General features: G+C 60.5%; 17 protein-coding genes and 1 pseudogene. 4 read left to right on the top strand and 14 right to left on the bottom strand.

Going from position 1 to position 19,382, the window contains the following annotated elements:
* Window positions 1–14: 14 nt before the first annotated feature.
* From AC07RO_RS23190 to AC07RO_RS23210, 5 genes and pseudogenes are all read right to left on the bottom strand, one after another.
* Complete coding sequence (locus AC07RO_RS23190) at window positions 15–908, bottom strand: TauD/TfdA dioxygenase family protein (RefSeq protein ID WP_192173034.1); 894 nt, start codon at window positions 906–908, stop codon at window positions 15–17.
* A gap of 304 nt (window positions 909–1,212) precedes the next feature.
* Window positions 1,213–2,001, bottom strand: a complete 789-nt coding sequence (locus AC07RO_RS23195) for a MetQ/NlpA family ABC transporter substrate-binding protein (protein WP_192173035.1) — start codon at window positions 1,999–2,001, stop codon at window positions 1,213–1,215.
* Between the two features lie 216 nt (window positions 2,002–2,217).
* Window positions 2,218–3,033, bottom strand: a pseudogene (locus AC07RO_RS23200) (sigma 54-interacting transcriptional regulator); the annotation flags it as partial.
* 135 nt (window positions 3,034–3,168) lie between these two features.
* Window positions 3,169–3,750: an alpha/beta hydrolase gene (locus AC07RO_RS23205; protein WP_133775665.1), complete on the bottom strand. Its 582-nt coding sequence runs from the start codon at window positions 3,748–3,750 to the stop codon at window positions 3,169–3,171.
* A 294-nt stretch (window positions 3,751–4,044) separates the two neighbouring features.
* The gene (locus AC07RO_RS23210; RefSeq protein WP_192173038.1) at window positions 4,045–5,115 is read right to left on the bottom strand and encodes a fatty acid desaturase; all 1,071 of its coding nucleotides are present in this window, start codon (window positions 5,113–5,115) and stop codon (window positions 4,045–4,047) included.
* A gap of 110 nt (window positions 5,116–5,225) precedes the next feature.
* Between AC07RO_RS23210 and AC07RO_RS23215 the strand changes: the two genes are divergently transcribed.
* Window positions 5,226–6,233 carry an AraC family transcriptional regulator gene (locus tag AC07RO_RS23215; RefSeq protein WP_495087157.1) on the top strand — a complete coding sequence of 336 codons (1,008 nt, stop codon included), beginning with the start codon at window positions 5,226–5,228 and terminating at the stop codon, window positions 6,231–6,233.
* A 12-nt stretch (window positions 6,234–6,245) separates the two neighbouring features.
* Here the strand turns inward: AC07RO_RS23215 and AC07RO_RS23220 are convergent, their stop codons facing one another.
* A complete protein-coding gene (locus tag AC07RO_RS23220; RefSeq protein ID WP_495087158.1) occupies window positions 6,246–6,956 on the bottom strand; it encodes a Crp/Fnr family transcriptional regulator in 711 nt (236 codons plus the stop codon).
* 105 nt (window positions 6,957–7,061) lie between these two features.
* Between AC07RO_RS23220 and AC07RO_RS23225 the strand changes: the two genes are divergently transcribed.
* Window positions 7,062–7,598 carry an Mpo1 family 2-hydroxy fatty acid dioxygenase gene (locus AC07RO_RS23225; RefSeq protein WP_495087159.1) on the top strand — a complete coding sequence of 179 codons (537 nt, stop codon included), beginning with the start codon at window positions 7,062–7,064 and terminating at the stop codon, window positions 7,596–7,598.
* Between the two features lie 263 nt (window positions 7,599–7,861).
* On the opposite strand, the gene AC07RO_RS23230 is transcribed toward AC07RO_RS23225, so the two are convergent.
* The 6 genes from AC07RO_RS23230 to dibA all read right to left on the bottom strand — a co-directional run bounded on the left by AC07RO_RS23230 (window position 7,862) and on the right by dibA (window position 14,027).
* Complete coding sequence (locus AC07RO_RS23230; RefSeq protein ID WP_172610084.1) at window positions 7,862–8,851, bottom strand: sulfate/molybdate ABC transporter ATP-binding protein; 990 nt, start codon at window positions 8,849–8,851, stop codon at window positions 7,862–7,864.
* A 3-nt stretch (window positions 8,852–8,854) separates the two neighbouring features.
* Window positions 8,855–9,727: a sulfate ABC transporter permease subunit CysW gene (cysW, locus tag AC07RO_RS23235; RefSeq protein ID WP_495087160.1), complete on the bottom strand. Its 873-nt coding sequence runs from the start codon at window positions 9,725–9,727 to the stop codon at window positions 8,855–8,857.
* Window positions 9,728–9,739: 12 nt separating this feature from the next.
* On the bottom strand, window positions 9,740–10,561 hold the full coding sequence (cysT, locus tag AC07RO_RS23240) for a sulfate ABC transporter permease subunit CysT (RefSeq protein ID WP_346627287.1): 822 nt from the start codon (window positions 10,559–10,561) through the stop codon (window positions 9,740–9,742).
* A 68-nt stretch (window positions 10,562–10,629) separates the two neighbouring features.
* The gene (locus tag AC07RO_RS23245; protein WP_495087161.1) at window positions 10,630–11,640 is read right to left on the bottom strand and encodes a sulfate ABC transporter substrate-binding protein; all 1,011 of its coding nucleotides are present in this window, start codon (window positions 11,638–11,640) and stop codon (window positions 10,630–10,632) included.
* An 82-nt stretch (window positions 11,641–11,722) separates the two neighbouring features.
* On the bottom strand, window positions 11,723–11,905 hold the full coding sequence (gene oscA, locus AC07RO_RS23250; protein WP_065990977.1) for a sulfur starvation response protein OscA: 183 nt from the start codon (window positions 11,903–11,905) through the stop codon (window positions 11,723–11,725).
* A 199-nt stretch (window positions 11,906–12,104) separates the two neighbouring features.
* On the bottom strand, window positions 12,105–14,027 hold the full coding sequence (gene dibA, locus AC07RO_RS23255) for a phosphodiesterase DibA (protein WP_282372097.1): 1,923 nt from the start codon (window positions 14,025–14,027) through the stop codon (window positions 12,105–12,107).
* Between the two features lie 177 nt (window positions 14,028–14,204).
* Here dibA and desA point away from each other — a divergent pair, with 177 nt between their 5' ends.
* Together desA and AC07RO_RS23265 are read left to right on the top strand one after the other, a co-directional pair.
* Complete coding sequence (gene desA, locus AC07RO_RS23260; protein WP_133775675.1) at window positions 14,205–15,389, top strand: delta-9 fatty acid desaturase DesA; 1,185 nt, start codon at window positions 14,205–14,207, stop codon at window positions 15,387–15,389.
* 139 nt (window positions 15,390–15,528) lie between these two features.
* The gene (locus AC07RO_RS23265; RefSeq protein ID WP_065990974.1) at window positions 15,529–16,506 is read left to right on the top strand and encodes a GGDEF domain-containing protein; all 978 of its coding nucleotides are present in this window, start codon (window positions 15,529–15,531) and stop codon (window positions 16,504–16,506) included.
* 27 nt (window positions 16,507–16,533) lie between these two features.
* Here AC07RO_RS23265 and AC07RO_RS23270 read toward each other — a convergent pair whose 3' ends face one another.
* Both AC07RO_RS23270 and gabT read right to left on the bottom strand, forming a co-directional pair.
* Window positions 16,534–17,757 carry an HDOD domain-containing protein gene (locus tag AC07RO_RS23270; protein ID WP_495087162.1) on the bottom strand — a complete coding sequence of 408 codons (1,224 nt, stop codon included), beginning with the start codon at window positions 17,755–17,757 and terminating at the stop codon, window positions 16,534–16,536.
* Window positions 17,758–17,919: 162 nt separating this feature from the next.
* A complete protein-coding gene (gabT, locus tag AC07RO_RS23275; protein ID WP_192135860.1) occupies window positions 17,920–19,200 on the bottom strand; it encodes a 4-aminobutyrate--2-oxoglutarate transaminase in 1,281 nt (426 codons plus the stop codon).
* Window positions 19,201–19,382 lie beyond the last annotated feature (182 nt).

Here is a 19,382-nt window from a genome sequence, read left to right on the forward strand (position 1 = left end):
GGAGCTCTCCTGAATCAGAACGGCGCATCGCCCTGAATGGTCGTGCGGTGCAGGCGACGGCGCAGGTGATCGGGCGTGCCGCCGGCCAGATGAATCAGCGAGCGGTTGTCCCAGAACACCATGTCGTTCTCCTGCCACTTGTGGCGGTAAACGCCTTCCGGGCGAACGCTGTGGGCGTACAGCTCTGTGAGAATTGCCTGACTCTCGTCTTCCGGCAGGCCGACGATGTGGGTGGTGAAGCCTTCGCTGACAAACAGCGCCTTGCGCCCGTTCTCCGGGTGGGTGCGCACGATCGGATGGCTGACCACTGCGACTTGGGCCAACTGTTCAGCGCTCAGGGTCGGGCGCCAGTTATCGGCGTTATGCCCATGGCTGTAGCGGGACGTATAGCTGTGCACCGCATTGCGACCTTCGACGGCTTTGCGCAGATGCTCGGGCAGCGTGTCCCAGGCCAAATGCATGTCAGCGAACAGGGTGTCACCGCCTTCGCTTGGCAGCTCCTGGGCGTAGAGCATCGAGCCAAGGCTCGGCAGTTCTTTGTAGGACAGGTCCGAGTGCCAGTATTTGCCGGCATCGCCCAGCCCGACCGGCTGGCCGTTTTCGACGATATTGGAGACGATCAAAATCTCGGGATGATTGGCGAGCAGGAATTGCTTGAGCACATGAATCTGCAGGACGCCAAAACGGCGGCTGAAATCGATCTGCTGCTGCGGGGTGATGTGCTGATCGCGGAAAACAACCACGTGGTAATCGAGATGCGCTTGATGCACACGGGCAAAATCGGCGTCGTTGAGCGGACGGGACAGATCCAGACCGACGATTTCCGCGCCCACCTTTTCGGCGAATGGACGCACATCGAACTGCTGACCGGGCGCTTGCGCGGACGAAGCGTGGGAGGCTGCTGGCATGAGAACTCCGACTCCAAAAGGTGTGGCTGAGGAGGGAGGACTTTAAAGCTATAAGAAGCGAAGTTTAAATATCGTTAGAGCATATGCATAGCGCCGAACGACCTAGCGACGGCCGTTGGCCATTACTGATCAGCGAGGCGCCTAAAAGCCGACTTATGCATAGGCGCTACGCTCGAAACGCAAAAACGCACTTGCCCGCCGTCACCTCCATGCACCCGATGACAGTACGTCAGCGGAGCGGGAGCAACGGCGGGCAAGCGCGTTTTGTATACGAATGCGCTGCAATCGCGCATTCAAGCCTTCATCAGAACGCCGGGATAACTGCGCCGTCGTACTTCTTGTTGATGAAGTCTTTGACCTGCTGGCTGGTCAGCGCCTTGGACAGCTTCTCGATCGCGTCGGTGTGAGCGTTGTCGGTGCGGGTGACCAGGTAGTTCACGTACGGCGAGTCGGAGCCTTCCAGAATCAGCGCATCCTTTTTAGGGCTGAGCTTGGCTTCCAGCGCGTAGTTGGTGTTGATCAGATCCAGGTCGACCTGATCCAGCGCGCGGGGCAGCAGAGCCGATTCCAGTTCGCGGAACTTCAGTTTCTTCGGATTGGTGGCGATGTCTTTCGGCGTCGACAAGGCGTTGGTCGGGTCTTTCAGGGTGATCAGGCCGTTCTTCTGCAACAGCAGCAGGGCACGACCGGCGTTGCTGCCTTCGTTCGGAATGGCAACGGTTGCGCCTTCAGGCAACTGGTCAATGGACTTCCACTTCTTCGAGTAGCCGCCGAACGGTTCGACGTGTACGCCGACGCCGGTCACCAGGGTAGCGCCCTTGCCTTTGTTGAAGCCGTCCAGGTAAGGCTTGGTCTGGAAGTAGTTGGCGTCCAGACGCTTCTCGTTCAGTTGCACGTTCGGCTGCACGTAGTCGGTGAAGACCTTGATTTGCAGGTCCACGCCTTCTTTGGCCAGTTCAGGCTTGATCAGCTCGAGGATCTCGGCGTGCGGAACAGCGGTGGCGCCCACGACGAGCTTCTCGGCAGCTTGTGCAGCGCTGATGCCCAGGGAGAGAGCAGCCGCCAGTGCGGTGAACAAAAACGTCTTCTTCATGCGATGTCCTTAATAGAAATCGGGTCGCCTCGTGGGCGACTTGTTTTCGGTCTGCCGCGGGATCGACCCTTGGCAGGGGAGCGGCTGATGCGGACAGTACCGAGATTTTTTATTCCGAGACAATACTTTTTAGTCGGATGGTTATGCCTTTTCGCTATCAGCGGGCATTTTGCCACCTGGCTACCTGCTCAGTGAGCTCAAGAGCCATTACCGGACCGGCAGATTCAGGTGCTCAGGCAGGATCTCCGCGCCGCTGCTCACCAGCAACGCGAAGTGAATGACGTTCTCCAGCTCCCGTGTGTTGCCCGGCCAGTAATGGGCTTCGAGCACTCGTTGCGCGTCTTCGCTGATCAGCGGCATCTCAAAATCGAAGCGCTGGCTGTAAATCCCCAGGAAGTACTCGGCCAACGGCAGGATGTTCCCGGGCTGTTCGCGCAACGCCGGCAGGTCGAGGCGCCCTTCGTTCAGGTAGCGATAAAGCCGCTCGTGGAATTTGCCAGCGGCGACTGACAGGCGCAGATCGATGCTGGTCGCGGCGACCAGTCTGACGTCGACCTGGCTGGGCTGCGTGGCGCCGACGCGGGTGACTTCGTGGTTTTCCAGCGCTGCCAGCAACTTGATCTGGATCGCCATCGGCAGGTCGGCGATTTCATCCAGGTACAACGTGCCGCCCGTTGCCGAGCCGAACCAGCCTGCCCGACTGCTGGCGGACCCGCTGTAGGCGCCGGCGGCGTAACCGAACAGCTCGGCGTCGGCGTAGGTCGAGCTGATGGCGCCGCAGTTGACCGACACGAATAACCCGGCCCGGTCGCTACCTCGATGAATATGACGCGCCAGCAATTCCTTTCCCGTGCCGGATTCGCCGCGGATCAACACGGGCAAGTCCAGCGGCGCCAGCAGTTCCATCTCTTCGCGCAATTGCCGCGATCGTGGATCGATGAACACTAGGGCCTTGGCGCGGATGCTCAGCGGGCTTTTTTCAGCATCAGGGAAGGTCAACAGCGGGTTGCTCGATAGGTCGGAAAGGCTCATGGCAGGCTCCCGCCCCGGCCATCCATTGACCGAAGCGTTTTTAAAAAAAAGGCCGCAGCGCCTGTCGGTTCACTGCGGCGAAAGTGATCGTGAGAAAAGAGGTCTCAGGCGCAACGACCGTTGCAAATGCGATGGTCATGCGCGGCGGCGGTTGAAATGCTCGATGCGCCCTTGCAGCCGGTACAGATAAGCGAAACCCTGTTCCCAGCGTTGATGCCCGGACTTCACATTGATATGGCCCGCGCCGCTGAGAATGCCGATTTCGGCGCCCCAGTTGCGGGCCATTTCCATCGCGCGCAATGCGCTGACGGCGGAATCGTTATCGGAGCTGACCACTTGGGTCGGGAACGGCAGCAGGTGCTCGGGAATCGGCGCGAAATTGCGGATCGCCGGCGGGCAATTGGGGCGCTCGACGTCAGCGGGCGCCACCAGCAGGGCCCCGCGCACCTGACGCAAACTCGCCAGTGGCGCCAGCTGCGCCCAATGGGCAACGGTCACGCAACCCAGGCTGTGGGCGATGAGAATCACCGGGGTGCTGTCAGAGGCGATAGCGCGTTGCAGCTCACCCACCCAATCTTCTCGGCGCGGCTTGAGCCAGTCGGCCTGCTCCACACGCACGCTATTGGGCAGACTGTTCTGCCAATGGGTTTGCCAATGGTCGTCGGCAGATCCTTGCCAGCCTGGCACGATCAGGTAACGGATCGATTCGTTATGCATGGCCTTCGCCTCCTGCATGTTGCGTTCATGGGGGCGAGTATAGGGATCGGACATATATTCGAAAAAGAATAAGAAGCTATTTATTAATAGCTCGAAAATATATGCCGCAGCCTCAGGGAAAGGCGCAAAAAAAAGAGGGCCACCCCCTGCCTTAAAGGGGTGACCCTGAGAATCACGCTGTCTGCCCCCAGCTCGCCGGGGATGAGCAGAGATTAAGGGGCGGTTGTTACAGAAATCTTTATCCGGAGAAATTTCCCACAAGCCGGCGAGACTGGCGCAATGGGCCGCCAGGTATCAACCGCGTGCAGGCTTGAGGACCGCGTCGTTTTCAGTCGTTCGTTCAAAGCGGTTGGCCCGCCCGAAGGTGCCGAAATCATTGAACCGCACCCCCATTTCAGCCATCACTTTGTGCGCAACGGGTGCCGTCATCTGGCGGATATAGAACGGCTCCTTCACCACGAAGTGATGAATGCCATGGGTGCTGCCGAAGTTGAAGCAGAACGCCTGCATCGGCCACATCCACCACGGATTGAGCACTTGGGTCTGCTGCATGACATTGCCCAGTTCGACGTCGCCGTAGTAATGCATGTTGGAACTGACGAAATGCAGACAGAAGGTACGCAGCACGTTCGGACCGACCAGGACCACGACAGCGACGTCGATGACGTGCATGACCGCCAGCGTGTTCGCCGACCAGTCAATCGAGCTGCCCATCAGACCGGCAATGCCATTGGCGGCATGGAAGCCAAGAAACACGTACCACGCGCCCCAATTCAGCAGCGCCAGCGGCGCATAAACACGCAGGGTGCGCTTGAGAATGCTGAATTTATGCGCCCAGGTTTTCGCCCGCAGCATGCGGATCAGCGACGACATCACGTTATCGCCGACCATCAGCAACCGCGCCAGGCCCCACGGCTCGCCATTGGTAATGGCGCGCTCTTCCATATCTGCCTCGGTGCCGGAGACCTTGTGATGATTGAGGTGCAAGTGCCGACGAATCCAGGGATTGATCGTGCTCGGCCGCGCCATCCAGACCAATGCAAGCATCAGATTGTGGGGCACCCGCTGCTTGCGGAAATACATGCTGTGGATCAGGTCGTGTTCAAGCTCATGGGTCAGCGACGCAAAGAACGCATTCAGCAGCAGGCACGCCCACCAGGCCAGGTAACCCCCGATATAGAGCGTCGCGCTGCCAATCATGCCGGCGAGTGCGAAGCACAGGATGCCGGCGCCGATGGCGTCCTGGTGCCGCAGCAGCGGATAGCGCTCTCGCAGCGCGGCGCCATGGGCGGAAACCACCGCACGAATATGCGCTGATCGTTGTTGTGCATTCAGTCCGGCAGCACTTGCAGAAGTGTCGTGCATGCTTCCATTCTCCGGTTTCAGGATGAAAAAACGTCGCACCACTGTGCCGCTTAAGCCCGGATGCTGCCTGACCGTGAACGCCAATCTGTAGACCGGAAGCGCCAACTTGTATGTCTGAGCCGAGCATCCTCGCCAGCTGGACCCGCGCCCTGCGCAAGCAACTCGATGCCCTCGGCCTCGACAGCCTCGCACTGAGCCGGGCTGCGGGCCTGGATCCGCAGCTGATGGATGACCCCAACGCGCGATACCCGGTGACGGTCACCACCCGTTTTTGGGAACTGGCCGTGCAGGCCAGCGGCGATCCGGCGCTGGGCTTGCGAGTGTCACGGTTCGTCAGCCCGACGACCTTTCATGCGCTCGGTTATGCGCTGGTTGCCAGCGGGTCGTTGCGTGAGGTGTTCGAGCGCATCGTGCGTTATCACCCGGTGGTGAGCGACGCGCTGGTCATGAGTTTTGAACGCGTGGACGAGCATTACGAGTTTCGTTTCCGCGTGCCCGACGGCAGCCCGATGCCGGCCAATGAGGCGATGGACGCCTTCGCCGCAATCTACGTGCGCACCTGCCGCAACCGCCTGGGCCGTCATTACGCGCCGCTGGCCGTTCACCTGATGCGGCCGCAACCGGAAGATCCGCAGCCCTGGCATGCCGTCTTCCGTGCGCCGCTGTTCTTCGGTGCGGCGGAGAATCTGCTGATCTTCTCCTGTGAGGATTTCGACAGCCATCTGGACGACGCCAATCCCGAGCTGGCCGAGCATAACGAGGCCGTGCTCAACCGCACCCTCGAACAACTCAGCGCACTGACCTGGGAGCGCAAGGTGCGCGGCGCCATCGAAACTCAATTGCCCGAAGGCGAGCCGTCCGCCGAGCACATCGCCCACACGCTGCACCTGAGCTTGCGCAGTCTTCAGCGCCATTTGGCCGACGAGGGTTGTCGCTACGATCTGCTGCTCAATCAGTGCCGGCAGAATCTGGCGCTGCAACACATGCGCGACCCCGGTTGCTCGCTCAGTGAAGTCGCCTATCTGCTCGGTTTCGCTGACACCAGCAGCTTCAGCCGCGCGTTCAAGCGCTGGACCGGCATGACGCCCAGCCAGTATCGCGAAGGGCTGAATCGCTGACCGGTGACGCCATCACGCGCCTGCGCCGGTCAGGCGATGAAGCGCCGTTTCGCGCAGCCATTCGGTGTCCAGCACGTAGATCAGTTCGTGATCGCGGCGCACGATTTGCCGTTCGGCGAACGCCCCAAGTACCCGTTCGACCACCTCAGCGCTCAGCCCGAGGCAGCGATTGGAGGCCATGTCGGACAGAGGCACGCTGCGCACCGAACGATCCATCTCGCCGTATGCTTCGGCCAGCATCAGCAGCCGAAACGCCACGCGTTCCTCGGTGGGCATCAGGGTGATGTCTTCAAGGGCGGGGACGGCGAGCCCGAGCTTGCGCCCCAGCAAATCACGGAAATGCCGCCACAAGGCCGGGTGTTCAGCCAGCAGTTGCTTGAGTGGCGCATGGGGCATGTGCAGGAGAATGACCGCGCCTTGAGCGAAGACATCGTGGGTCGCGGGCAGGTCGTCGAACAGCGAGGCTTCGCCAAACCAGAAGGGCCGAAAGCCTTCTGCCGGGGGCATGTCTGTTTGCTGCGGCTTGAGAGGATTGATGCGTAAAGAGCCGGTGAGCAACGCATACAGGCCGGGCGCCGGATCGCCGCGCTGGAAGATCGATTTTCCGGGCGTCACCCGGCGCTGCCGCATGCCGATCAGCAAGCTATCCTGCAACAGCGCAGGCAGATCGCGGAACCATCGGTCGTTGATAAACCATGAGCGCCATTGGGTTCCATTCGTCATGTGAATCTCCTTTTGATAGCCGGCGTTTTATTGCAAGCTGAGCCGTGCAGCGGCCTCAGCCAAAAAAATCAGCGGCATGATCCATGTATCCAAAGAGGAATAACAATGAAAAACCTCGTCGATCACCTCAGCCAATACGCGGCCTACCACCGCGACACCCGCAATATCGTTACCCACTTCGTCGGCATTCCCCTGATCGTGATCGCCGTGGCCGTACTGTTGTCACGCCCCGGCTGGACCAGTTGGTCCCTCGGCGGGCTTTGGGTGTCGCCGGCCTTGCTGGTGAGTCTGGCGGCGACGTTTTTCTACCTGCGGCTGGACGCCTTCTTCGGCGTGCTGATGGGCGTTCTGCTCGCGCTGTGCCTGTGGCTCGGCGCAAGCCTGGCGCAACAGACCACCATGGTCTGGCTCAGCGCCGGCGTCGGGCTGTTCGTGCTCGGTTGGGCGATTCAGTTTGTGGGCCATTATTACGAGGGTCGCAAGCCGGCGTTTGTCGACGACCTCACAGGCCTGATCATCGGCCCGCTGTTTGTCGTTGCCGAAGCGGCTTTTTTGCTGGGAATGAGAAAGAAGTTGCAACACGCCATCGAGGCGCGGGTGGGCAAGACGCACCGGCGGGATCTGAAAAAAGCGACGGTCTAGAACTGTGTTTTAACAACCAATCAGATCGATCGTCGAAGGACATCGCTGATTTCCCTGCGGATGAAGGAATGTGGGAGTGACCGGGGTGGCGCTCCACCTTGCTCACGAAGGCTGGATTCCAGCCGCTGAAAATCTAGCGGATGTAATGACCTCTTCGCGAGCAAGCTCGCTCCCACAAGATTTGTATCTACCTCCAAACAGCGCGGTGGCCGAGCTGTCCATTTGATTAGAGAGCGCTTAAATACTCTTGATCAGAAAGCGCCCTAAATACTCTCCCTCTTCTGCCAGACCTTCGGCTTGAAGAACAGCGTTTCTCCCCGCGCCAGTCCGGTCAGGCTGTCATGGTCTTTCACCACTTCGGCTTCGATCAGTTCGGGTTGCCCTTCGACCTTCAGCGTCACCCGCGTCGTGGCGCCCAACGGACGAATGTCCCGCACTTCCGCCGCGTGGTGCCCTTCCACTTCATGCCGTGACAACGACACCTCGTGGGGGCGGAACAACACGTGGTTGTCTTCGCCCAGATGCAGACGGTTCGAGTCACCCAGAAAGTGATAAACAAAATCGCTGGCCGGGTTCTCATAGACATCGCCGGGCGAACCGATCTGCTCGATCACGCCCTTGTTCATCACCACGATGCGGTCCGCGACTTCCATCGCCTCTTCCTGGTCGTGGGTCACGAATACAGAAGTCAGGTTGATGTCTTCGTGCAGCCGCGCCAGCCAGCGACGCAGCTCCTTGCGTACCTTGGCGTCCAGCGCGCCAAACGGTTCGTCAAGCAGTAACACTTTGGGTTCCACCGCCAAGGCGCGGGCCAAGGCAATCCGCTGACGCTGACCGCCCGACAATTGCTCCGGATAGCGATCCGACAGCCAGTCCAGCTGCACCATGTTCAGCAGCTCATGCACTTTGACCGCGATCTGGCTTTCGTTCGGGCGCTGGTTCTTCGGCTTCATGCGCAGGCCGAAGGCGACGTTGTCGAACACCGTCATGTGGCGGAACAGCGCGTAATGCTGGAAGACGAACCCCACGTTGCGATCGCGCACGTCGTGGCCGGAGACATCCTCGCCGTGGAACACAATGCTGCCTTTGTCCGGTGTTTCCAGCCCGGCAATGATGCGCAGCAGCGTGGTCTTGCCACAGCCGGACGGGCCCAACAGCGCCACGAGCTCGCCACTCTGGATATCCAGACTGATGCCGTCGAGGGCCTTGAAGGCGTTGAAATTCTTGCTGACGTTACGGACTTCGATCGACATGAATTATTCCTCCGCCGCGTTTTTGCGCAGACGGCTAATGCGCGCTTCGCTCCACTGCTTGAGCAGCAGGATGAACAGCGCAAGGATCAATAACAGGCTCGCCACGGCAAATGCAGCCACGTGGTTGTACTCGTTGTAGAGAATCTCGACATGCAACGGCAGGGTGTTGGTCACGCCGCGAATGTGGCCCGAGACCACCGACACCGCACCGAACTCACCCATGGCCCGCGCGGTACACAGCACCACGCCGTAGATCAGGCCCCATTTGATGTTGGGGACGGTCACATGCCAGAACATCTGCCAGCCATTGGCACCGAGCAGGCGCGCGGCTTCTTCTTCCTGCGTGCCCTGCTCCTGCATCAGCGGGATGAGCTCGCGGGCCACGAACGGCACGGTCACGAAGATGGTCGCCAGCACGATGCCCGGCAGTGCGAAGACGATCTGGATGTCGTGCTCCTGCAGCCAGGGGCCGAACACGCCACGGGCGCCGAACATCAGCACGTAAATCAGACCGGCGATGACCGGCGAGACCGAGAACGGCAGGTCGATCAGGGTGACCAGAATCGCCTTGCCGCGGAACGAGTATTTACTCACGCACCAGGCCGCCGCGACGCCGAAGACGACGTTGAGCGGCACCGAAATCAGCACCGCGAACACGGTCAGCTTGAGGGCCGACAGTGCATCGGGCTCCAGGATAGCCGCGAAGAATCCGCCGAGGCCGCTGCTCAAACCCTGGCCGATCACCACCACCAGCGGCAGTAGCAGGAAGAACGCGAAGACCAGCCAGCCAAGGCCGATCAGAATGCGCCGCGACACCGCGCTGCCACGACGGGCAGCATTGGCGGAGGACGCAGCAATGAGCGATGAACCAGACATATGTGCGCCTCCTCAGTTAGGGGTTTCGATGCGTCGCTGCAACAGATTGATCAGCAGCAGCAGCACGAACGACACCAGCAGCATCATCACGCCAATCGCCGTGGCGCCGGTGTAGTCGTACTGGTCGAGCTTGACCATGATCAGCAGCGGCAGAATTTCGGTCTTCATCGGCATGTTGCCGGCGATGAAAATCACCGAGCCGTATTCACCCACGCCCCGGGCGAAGGCCAGCGCAAAACCGGTCAGCCAGGCAGGCAACAAGGCCGGAACGAGGATGTGACGGAACACTTGCAGCGGCTTGGCGCCAAGGCAGGCCGCCGCTTCTTCGACTTCCCGGGGGATATCCGCCAGCACCGGCTGAACCGTGCGCACCACAAAGGGCATGGTGACGAAGGTCAACGCCAGGGTGATACCGAAAGGGGTGTAGGCGATTTTGATGCCTAGGTCGGCCGCAAACTGGCCGATGAAGCCCGTCGGCGTGTACAGCGCGGTCAGCGCGATACCGGCAACGGCGGTGGGCAATGCGAAGGGCAGATCGATCATCGCGTCGATGATCTTGCGACCGGGGAAGGTGTAACGCACCAGCACCCAGGCCAGCAGGGTGCCGATGATGCCGTTGATGATCGCCGCGAAAAACGCCGTGCCGAAACTCAGCTTGAGTGCTGCAAGCACGCGAGGCGCCGTGACGACGTTCCAGAACTGCACGGCGCTCAGCTGGGAGGCGTGGATGAACATGACCGCAAGCGGTATCAGCACAATCAGACTGAGGTACACCAATGTGTAGCCCAGCGTCAGCCCGAAGCCGGGTATGACGGGGGATATGCGTCGAGACATAAAAGTCCTTGGTTTACACACGTTACCCGGAACAAGTCCGGGTCCATTTATTCCGTGGGGCGCTGCGGTTACTGCGGGATGTAGATCTGATCGAACACACCGCCGTCATCGAAGAACTTGGGCTGAGCCGATTTCCAGCCACCAAAGTCTTTGTCGATGGTCAGCAGATTGAGTTTAGGAAACTGCTTCTCGTACTTGGCGGCCACTTCCGTATCGCGAGGACGATAGAAGTTTTTCGCCGCGATTTCCTGACCTTCCTTGCTGTACAGGTGCTTCAGGTATTCGGTGGCGATTTCGGTGGTGCCGTGCTTCTCGGCGTTCTTCTCGACGACGGCCACTGGAGGCTCGGCCAGAATCGACAGCGAAGGTACGACGATGTCGAACTTGTCCGCGCCGCCGTCTTCTTTCAGCGCCAGGAACGCTTCGTTTTCCCACGCCAGCAACACGTCACCCTGACCGTTGTTGACGAAAGTGATGGTCGAACCGCGTGCGCCGGTGTCCAGCACCGGAACGTGCTTGAACAGTTTGCCGATGTAATCCTTGGCCTTGGCTTCGTCGCCGCCATTGGATTTCAAGCCATAGCCGTAAGCCGCCAGGAAATTCCAACGAGCGCCGCCCGAGGTTTTCGGGTTGGGCGTGATCACCGACACGCCGTCCTTGATCAGGTCGCCCCAGTCATGGATGCCTTTCGGATTGCCCTTGCGCACCAGGAACACGATGGTCGAGGTGTACGGGGTGCTGGCGTCCGGCAACTTGGTCTGCCAGTTCTCAGGAATGGTCTTGCCCAGTTTGGCGATTTCGTCGATGTCGCCGGCGAGCGCCAGGGTCACCACGTCGGCAGGCGAGCCGTCGATCACCGAGCGGCCCTGCTTGCCCGAGCCACCGTGGGACTGGTTGATCTTCACGGTGTCGCCCGGATGGGATTTTTTCCAGAAGTTGATGAATTCGGCGTTGTAGTCCTGATACAGCTCGCGCGTAGGGTCGTACGAGACGTTCAGCAGGGTGAAATCCTTGGCGACAGCAGAACCGGCAAACACCGCACTGGCGACAGCGGCCAGCGCATAACGACGAATGGACATGAATCAGGCTCCTGGACAGATTTTGTGTTGTTGGCTTTTTCTAGTTTTGGGTCATGCGGTGTTCGTTATGCGGGAGCGTGGCTCAGCCCTGCTTGTTGCTCGGGTTTTGCAGACGGAATTTTTCCTTGCGCTCGATCTGCACCACCTGCGCGTTGTGCACCGTGATTTCAACCGCGCCAAAACGCAGGTCACGCAACGCGCTTTGAATTTCACGCAAAATGCTTGCTTCGTCCTGGCCGTCAACGCTACGTAGAGATGCGCTCATGTTCGTGCTCCTTGAAAGATTTGCCGCAGCGTGGGGGCAAACGCTGCTTGTGGCGTGAGCGCGATAGTAGAGAGGCAGAGATATTCTTAAAAATACTATTTAAGAATGCAGATATAACCAAAAGGCATTTGCGCCTGAGGTTGGCCGGGAACGACCGATAAAGTGGTTCTGAACGTGTGGCGCGCGCCACACGGCTGTGTCAGGCAGAGACAAACACCGGCGCATGCTGCCAGTTGATCTGTTCCGCCGGCATGGGGCGCGCGAACCAATAGCCCTGCCCCAGTTCGCAGTTGTGCTTCAGCAGAAAACCGGCCTGACTGGCCTGCTCAATGCCTTCTGCCAGCACGCGCATGCCCATGGCGCGCGCCAGGGCAATGATGGCGTTGACGATCGCGATGTCGTCATCGTCGTCCGGCAACCCGGCCACAAACCCTTGATCGATTTTCAGTTTCTGCACCGGCATGCGCTTGAGCCGCAGCAGTGACGAGTACCCCGTGCCGAAATCGTCGATGGACAGTTTCAGACCCAGATCCCGCAGACGGTGCATCTGCTCGATGGCCTGATCAGGGTCGTCCATGATCGCGCTTTCGGTCACCTCAAGCTCCAGAAACTCCGGTGCCAGACCAGTTTCGTTCAGCACCTTGGCCACCCGGCGATCAAGATCACCGCGACCGAACAATCGGCTGGACACGTTGACGGCGACGAAGGCGATATTTACACCCTCCGCCAGCCACTCGCCCATCTGCCGGCAGGCTTGGGTCAGCACCCAGTTGTCGATGTCGGCGATCAGCCCGCTTTGCTCGGCGATGGGGATGAATTCACCCGGCGAGACCATGCCGCGCGCGGGGTGCTGCCAGCGCACCAGTGCCTCGACGCCCTCGATGCAGCGGCTGTGGAGGTTATGGATCGGCTGATAAAACACCCGCAGCTCGTTCTCCTCGACGGCCTGCCGCAGCTCGGCCGCCAACTCGACGCGGCGCTGGGCGTGGGCGGTCAGTTCAGCGGTATACATCGCGTAGCTTTCACGGCCTTGATGCTTGGCCTGTGAAAGCGCGGCGTCGGCATTACGCAGCAACTGTTCGGCGGTCAGCGCATCCTGGGGGAAGATGCTGATGCCGACGCTGGCGGTGAGAAACAGCGATTGCCCGCTGACCAGAAAAGGCTCGCGCAGCCCTTCCAGAATGCTCTGCGCCAGTTCGGCGGATTGCGCGACCTGCTGGGCATTTTCGAGCAGAATCGCGAATTCGTCGCCGCCCAGCCGCGCCAGCGTGACGCCCTTTTCCAGATGGATTTGCAGCCGCTCGGCGGCGGCTTTCAGCACTTCGTCCCCGGCGTTGTGGCCGAGGCTTTCGTTGATGTGCTTGAAGTGATCGAGATCGACGAGCAGAAGCGCCAGGGTGCGCTTATTGCGGCGTGCGTGGGTGTGAGCCTGCTCGGCACGGTCGGTGAACAGCAGGCGATTGGGCAGACCGGTCAAAGGATCGTAATGGGCCAGATGCGCCAGCTCTCGCTCGGAATGCTTGATCGAAGAAATATCGGAAAACACGGCGACGAACTGTGTGATTTCGCCTTCCTCGTCCCGGATCGGACGAATGCTCTGCCACTGCGGGTAGATCTCGCCGCTTTTGCGCCGGTTCCAGATCTCGCCGCTCCACTGCCCGGCGCTGAGGATGGTCTTGAACATCCGTTCGTAGAACTCGGGGCCATGGCGGCCTGACTTGAACGTGCTCGGCCGCAAACCCACCACTTCGTCCTGCTGATACCCGGTGATTTCGCTGAAGGCACGGTTCACGTGGACGATCACGCCCGTGGCATCGGTGACCAGCACGCCTTCCAGCGTGGTGTCGAATACGGCCGCTGCCAGTCGCAGACGCTGCATGTCCTCATGCCGGCGCGCCAGCTCGGTGACGCCCATGAATCGGAGCAGTCGCGAGCGAGCCAGATAGATCAGCACTGCGCTGACGGCCAGCCAGAGATAACCGCCGGTCTGTTGCGCTCGCGTCAGCACGGTCGCGTCCTCGATCAGCCGCGGCAGTAAATAGTCACTGATCGCCAGCCACACCATCGACAAAAGCCCGTACAACGTTGCGGTGCGTAGCGCATCCCGGGTGATGCTCGACATAGAAAGAAACAACCTTGCGAAAGTCGGAAATTATAGAACAAGAAACATCTTGCGACGCTTCTCTGAAAGACCGACTGTTTTTATCTGTGAGCTAAGTGATAATGCCCGCTTCTGTCTCAGGGTCTGCTCAGGCGGATCCGTACATTGCACGCGTAACAACCGAGGGCAACTCAGCCTATGTGGAACAACGGTCTGCTCGACCTTTCCGTCTGGCAATTGGTCGCAGTCACCCTGGCGATGACACACGTCACCATCGTCGGCGTCACGGTCTATCTCCATCGCTATTCAGCGCATCGCTCCCTGGAACTCAACGCAGGGCTCAAGCACTTTTTCCGTTTCTGGCTGTGGCTTACCACGGCGCAGAACACCCGCGAGTGGACCGCTATCCACCGCAAGCACCACGCCAAATGCGAAACCGTCGATGATCCGCACAGCCCGGTCATCAAGGGTCTGTCGACCGTGCTGCGCAAAGGCGCCGAGCTGTACCGCGCCGAAGCGGAGAACCCCGAGACGCTGCGCATCTACGGCAAAAACTGCCCTGAAGACTGGATCGAGCGCAACCTGTATTCGCGCTATCCCCTGCTAGGCGTCGCGCTCATGGGCGTGATCGATCTGGCGCTGTTTGGCGTCATCGGCATCACCGTCTGGGCGATCCAGATGATGTGGATTCCTGTATGGGCAGCGGGTGTGGTCAATGGCCTCGGCCACGCGGTCGGCTATCGCAACTTCGAATGCCGGGACGCTGCCACCAATCTGGTGCCCTGGGGCATTTTGATCGGCGGCGAGGAGCTGCATAACAACCACCACACATACCCCAACTCGGCCAAGCTGTCGGTCAAGCGCTGGGAGTTCGACATGGGCTGGGCGTGGATCAAAGTGTTCAGCTGGCTGCGCCTGGCGAAAGTGCAGCGGGTCGCGCCGATCGCGCACCGTGTGGAAGGCAAAGGCCATCTGGATATGGACACGGCGATGGCCATCCTCAACAACCGTTTCCAGATCATGGCTCAGTACCGCAAGCTGGTCATCGCGCCATTGGTCGCGCAGGAACTGGCCAAAGCCGATGCCTCCGTGCGTCACCAGTTCCGCCGCGCCAAACGCCTGCTTTCCCGCGAGCCAAGCCTGCTGGAAGACAAGCATCAGGCGCGCATCCAGACCATGCTGGAGCACAGTCAGGCACTGAAAGTGATCTACGAAAAGCGCCTGGCGCTGCAGCAGATCTGGGCGAAGACCAGCAGCAATGGTCACGACATGCTGGCGGCCATCAAGGACTGGGTCCACGAAGCGGAAGCCAGCGGTATTCAGTCGCTGCGTGACTTCGCCGATCAGCTGAAAACCTACTCGCTGCGGCCTCATCACGCCTGATGCCGTTGATCGGTGACCATTCGTCCGAGTGGCACCGATCGGAACTTAGTGCCATTACTCCTATCTCATTAACACCTTCGCACTATGCTGTGTGACATGTTGTGGCATGCGCCGCACCTTATTCCGAGATGCAGTGCTCATGGACAACCAGACCCCCCACGTTGAGACCCCCGCCGCAGCAGAAACCCTTCTGGCGCTGATGCATGCCCAGGCGGAAGTGGCGCGTCTCAGCGAGCGCGAGCAGTTGTTCAGTTCTCTGCTGGTCAGCGTGAACGCCGTGTTGTGGGCGTTCGACTGGCAGACGCAACGCATGATCTATGTCAGCCCCGCCTACGAGCGCATTTTCGGCCGTTCCGCCGGTTTGCTGCTCGCCGATTACAGCGAGTGGCGCGACAGCATCTACCCCGACGATCTGGACTACGCCGAGCGCAGCCTGAGCGAAGTGCTTGAGAAGGGCTCCATCGAAGACCGCGAGTACCGCATCATTCGCGCCGACGGCCAGGTCCGTTGGCTGAGCGATAAGTGCTTCGTCAGTCATCAGGCCGAGCACAGCCAGCGCCTGATCGTGGTTGGTATCGCCGAGGACATCACCGAGAAGAAGCACCTCGAAGACGAGCTGCAGCGTCTGGCCACCACCGACGTTCTGACCCAGAGCAGTAACCGCCGGCACTTCTTCGAATGCGCTCAGCGGGAATTCGAGCAGGCCCGTTTACAGGGCACGCCGATGGCATTCCTGTTGCTAGACGTGGATGATTTCAAACTGGTCAACGACACCTACGGCCACCAGGAAGGCGATCTGGTGCTGCAGCGCATTGCCGAATGCGGGCGCAAGACGCTCCGTCGTGGTGATCTGTTCGGACGAATTGGCGGTGAGGAATTTGCCGCCGTGTTCCCGGGCTGTGCGCCGGAAATGGCCCAGCAGATTGCCGAGCGGTTGCAGCGGGAGATTCAGCGCCTGAGCTTTCAGTGCAATGACAAAACCTTCGGCATCACGGCCAGCCAGGGGCTTACCAACCTCGGCGACCAGGACCAGAGTCTTGAAGCGCTTTACGCACGCTCGGACGCTGCGATGTACCAGGCCAAGCGCCAGGGCAAGAATCAGATCGTGCTGGTGTAAGCCTGCTTTTCCGAATCCACATCCCGGCTAAGCCACCGTCTTGCTGCGCACCCCTTCCAGATCTGACCTGCTGACCTTCAAGAGCCGCGCCGATTTGCTTTTCGCCAGTGCCTCCAGCGGGTCTTCAAGTCCGAGTGATCCCATCTGTCCCGCCACATTCATCGCCAGGACCTCGCGAGTGAACACGCCGGTGTTGTATTGGTACACCGCCGCAATCAGCTCACGCAGCTCCAACGGCAGGCGCCAGCGCGTCCGTAATGCCGAGCCAAACGAGGCCGAATACTGCGCCAACGCGCGGCGAATGGTGGCCTCATCCAGCGCGCCGCCGGCGATCAGCCAGTCCTGCAAACAGCGCAACACCGTCAATTCGCCCAGGCCCCTGAGCAAGCCGGCGCAGTAACAGCGCTCGTGATTCAGATCCAGCTTGAGCGCCAGCGTCCGCGCACATTCGGCGGTGCGTTGCGAGACCTCCCAGATTTCGCTGGCTTGCAGCAACAATGCTGCATCCGTGAGCACCGCGCCACGCTTGAGAGCAAGACCCTGAACCAGATTGACGCTCTGGGTACCGCCCAATACGGCGAGCGCCTGCGCCAGCGTCTGCACGGGCTTGCCTTGATGGTGGGACGCGCTGTTGGCGGCGGCAATCAAAAGCGCGGTGACGTGGGGATCGTGAGTCAACGCCTGTTCCAGCAACGTCAGATCAACGCCCGACGCTCCGCGACTGCTGGCCACCGCCGCGGTCACGTCTACGAACAGCGGTCCGCCGTCTGCGACTTCCCGGCGCTGCTCCAGAAACGCATCCAGCCCGACGCCCGGCGCCAGACCTGGCACCGCACAGGCAACCTGCGCACCGTCCTGCAACAGCAGCGTTTCCAGCCGTTGGCGCAGGCCTTCCAGGTTCAGGGGTTTGGTGAGGTAGGCCGTGGGCGCCAGCTGCACGGCTTCACGCACGCTGACGCTGTCGCTGCGACTGCTCAGCAGAATGAAACGAACCGGCGGCTGACGGCGCAGCTGCCGCAGCCCGCGCAGCAGGCTGAGCCCATCGACGCCCGGCAGCTCGCGGGAGGCGATTACCAGGTCGGGGATGTACCCGCTCATCCGCTCGATGGCCTCCCGGCCGTTGGAACAGATGTCCAGCTGCGCGTCACAACGCACATCCAGGACCAATTCGTTGAGCATCTCGCGGGCCCAAGGGTCCGATTCAGCGATCAACACGCGGGGAACGGCTAGCGCCTCTACAACGGTCATCATGACTCTCCGGCATCAGTCTCTTCACCATAGTCAAAGACTGCGCAGGGATACAAACCGAAAGAGAATTTCCTGACGTCAAAAACAAAAAAACCTGCCGAAGCAGGTTTTTTCTGACGAAGCGGTCACATTTGATCAAACGTGCCGCAGCTCATCGGCATGAAGTCAGGCGATTTCAGCGAAGCATTCTTCGATGATCTTCAGGCCTTTGTCCAACTGCTCGTCCGGCGAGGTCAGAGGGACCAGCACGCGCAATACGTTGCCGTAGGTGCCGCAGGACAGCAGGATGAGCCCCTTGTCACGGGCCTTCGCGATCACTTGTGCGACGGCAGCAGCGTTCGGCTTGTGGGTGTCGCCATTCTCGAAGCACTCGACGGCGATCATGGCGCCCAGCGCGCGGACTTCACCGATGACCGGGTACTTGGCCTGGATGGCGCGCAGGCCAGTGACCAGACGCTCGCCAACCGCCTTGCAGCGATCGAGCAGGTGCTCTTCTTCGAACACTTCCATGACCGCCAACGCAGCAGCGCACGCGATCGGGCTGCCGGCGTACGTCCCGCCCAAACCGCCTGGGGCGATGGCGTCCATGTACTCGGCCTTGCCGCACACGCCGGCCAACGGGAAACCACCGGCGATGGATTTGGCGAAGGTGGTCAGGTCGGCGCTCACGCCCATCTGTTCCATGGCGAAGAAGGTGCCGGTACGGCCAGCGCCAGTCTGCACTTCGTCAGCGATCAGCAGAATGCCGTGCTTGTCGCACAGTTCACGCAGACGCGCCATGAACGCCTTCGGCGCGACATAGAAACCGCCCTCGCCCTGCACCGGCTCGATGATGATCGCGGCGATGTCTTTCGGCTCGGCGTCGTTCTTGAAGATGCGCTCGATGCTGGCGATCGAATCGTCAACGCTGACACCGTGCAGCTCGTTCGGGTAGATGGCGCGGAAGATACCGCCCGGCATCAGGCCCATGCCGGCCGAGTACGGCACGACTTTACCGGTCAGACCCAGGGTCATCATGGTGCGGCCGTGGTAGGCGCCGGTGAAGGCGATGACGCCTGCACGGCCTGTCGCGGCGCGGGCGATCTTGACGGCGTTTTCAACCGCTTCGGAACCGGTGGTGACCAACAGGGTTTTCTTGGCGAAATCGCCCGGGACCTTGGCGTTGACCTTCTCGCACAGCTCTACATAGGGCTCGTACGCCAGCACCTGGAAGCAGGTGTGGGTCAGCTTGGTCAGTTGCTCTTGAACGGCGGCGACGATTTTCGGGTGCAGGTGACCGGTGTTCAGTACCGCGATGCCGCCCGCGAAGTCGATGAACTCATTGCCCTCGACGTCGGTGACGGTGGCGTTCTTCGCGGATTCAGCGAAGATCGGGTGAATTTGACCAACGCCGCGTGGGACAGCAGCTTCGCGGCGTTTCATCAGGGATGCGTTAGTTTTGCTCATCATTTCCTCATTCGCCGCTCATCGGGCGGCGCGGTTCAAGGATCAAGCAGCGGGGTCAACAGCAACAGCATACGATGATCGACTGTCGCGGCCTCCCGGCCACCAATAAGTTGGTGCCACTGAAACCTGCGAAACGGCGCTCTCGCGTCCCGCAGGTTGTAGAACAGTTACTTCACTCTGCC

It is taken from the genome of Pseudomonas sp. GW821-FHT07F05 (genome assembly GCF_059418765.1).

Excerpts from the sequence above, each read along its gene's own strand:
- AC07RO_RS23190 (WP_192173034.1), bottom strand. The coding sequence starts at position 908 with ATGCCAGCAGCCTCCCACGCTTCGTCCGCGCAAGCGCCCGGTCAGCAG.
- AC07RO_RS23195 (WP_192173035.1), bottom strand. The coding sequence starts at position 2,001 with ATGAAGAAGACGTTTTTGTTCACCGCACTGGCGGCTGCTCTCTCCCTG.
- AC07RO_RS23205 (WP_133775665.1), bottom strand. The coding sequence starts at position 3,750 with ATGCATAACGAATCGATCCGTTACCTGATCGTGCCAGGCTGGCAAGGA.
- AC07RO_RS23210 (WP_192173038.1), bottom strand. The coding sequence starts at position 5,115 with ATGCACGACACTTCTGCAAGTGCTGCCGGACTGAATGCACAACAACGA.
- AC07RO_RS23215 (WP_495087157.1), top strand. The coding sequence starts at position 5,226 with ATGTCTGAGCCGAGCATCCTCGCCAGCTGGACCCGCGCCCTGCGCAAG.
- AC07RO_RS23220 (WP_495087158.1), bottom strand. The coding sequence starts at position 6,956 with ATGACGAATGGAACCCAATGGCGCTCATGGTTTATCAACGACCGATGG.
- AC07RO_RS23225 (WP_495087159.1), top strand. The coding sequence starts at position 7,062 with ATGAAAAACCTCGTCGATCACCTCAGCCAATACGCGGCCTACCACCGC.
- AC07RO_RS23230 (WP_172610084.1), bottom strand. The coding sequence starts at position 8,851 with ATGTCGATCGAAGTCCGTAACGTCAGCAAGAATTTCAACGCCTTCAAG.
- cysW (WP_495087160.1), bottom strand. The coding sequence starts at position 9,727 with ATGTCTGGTTCATCGCTCATTGCTGCGTCCTCCGCCAATGCTGCCCGT.
- cysT (WP_346627287.1), bottom strand. The coding sequence starts at position 10,561 with ATGTCTCGACGCATATCCCCCGTCATACCCGGCTTCGGGCTGACGCTG.
- AC07RO_RS23245 (WP_495087161.1), bottom strand. The coding sequence starts at position 11,640 with ATGTCCATTCGTCGTTATGCGCTGGCCGCTGTCGCCAGTGCGGTGTTT.
- oscA (WP_065990977.1), bottom strand. The coding sequence starts at position 11,905 with ATGAGCGCATCTCTACGTAGCGTTGACGGCCAGGACGAAGCAAGCATT.
- dibA (WP_282372097.1), bottom strand. The coding sequence starts at position 14,027 with ATGTCGAGCATCACCCGGGATGCGCTACGCACCGCAACGTTGTACGGG.
- desA (WP_133775675.1), top strand. The coding sequence starts at position 14,205 with ATGTGGAACAACGGTCTGCTCGACCTTTCCGTCTGGCAATTGGTCGCA.
- AC07RO_RS23265 (WP_065990974.1), top strand. The coding sequence starts at position 15,529 with ATGGACAACCAGACCCCCCACGTTGAGACCCCCGCCGCAGCAGAAACC.
- AC07RO_RS23270 (WP_495087162.1), bottom strand. The coding sequence starts at position 17,757 with ATGATGACCGTTGTAGAGGCGCTAGCCGTTCCCCGCGTGTTGATCGCT.
- gabT (WP_192135860.1), bottom strand. The coding sequence starts at position 19,200 with ATGAGCAAAACTAACGCATCCCTGATGAAACGCCGCGAAGCTGCTGTC.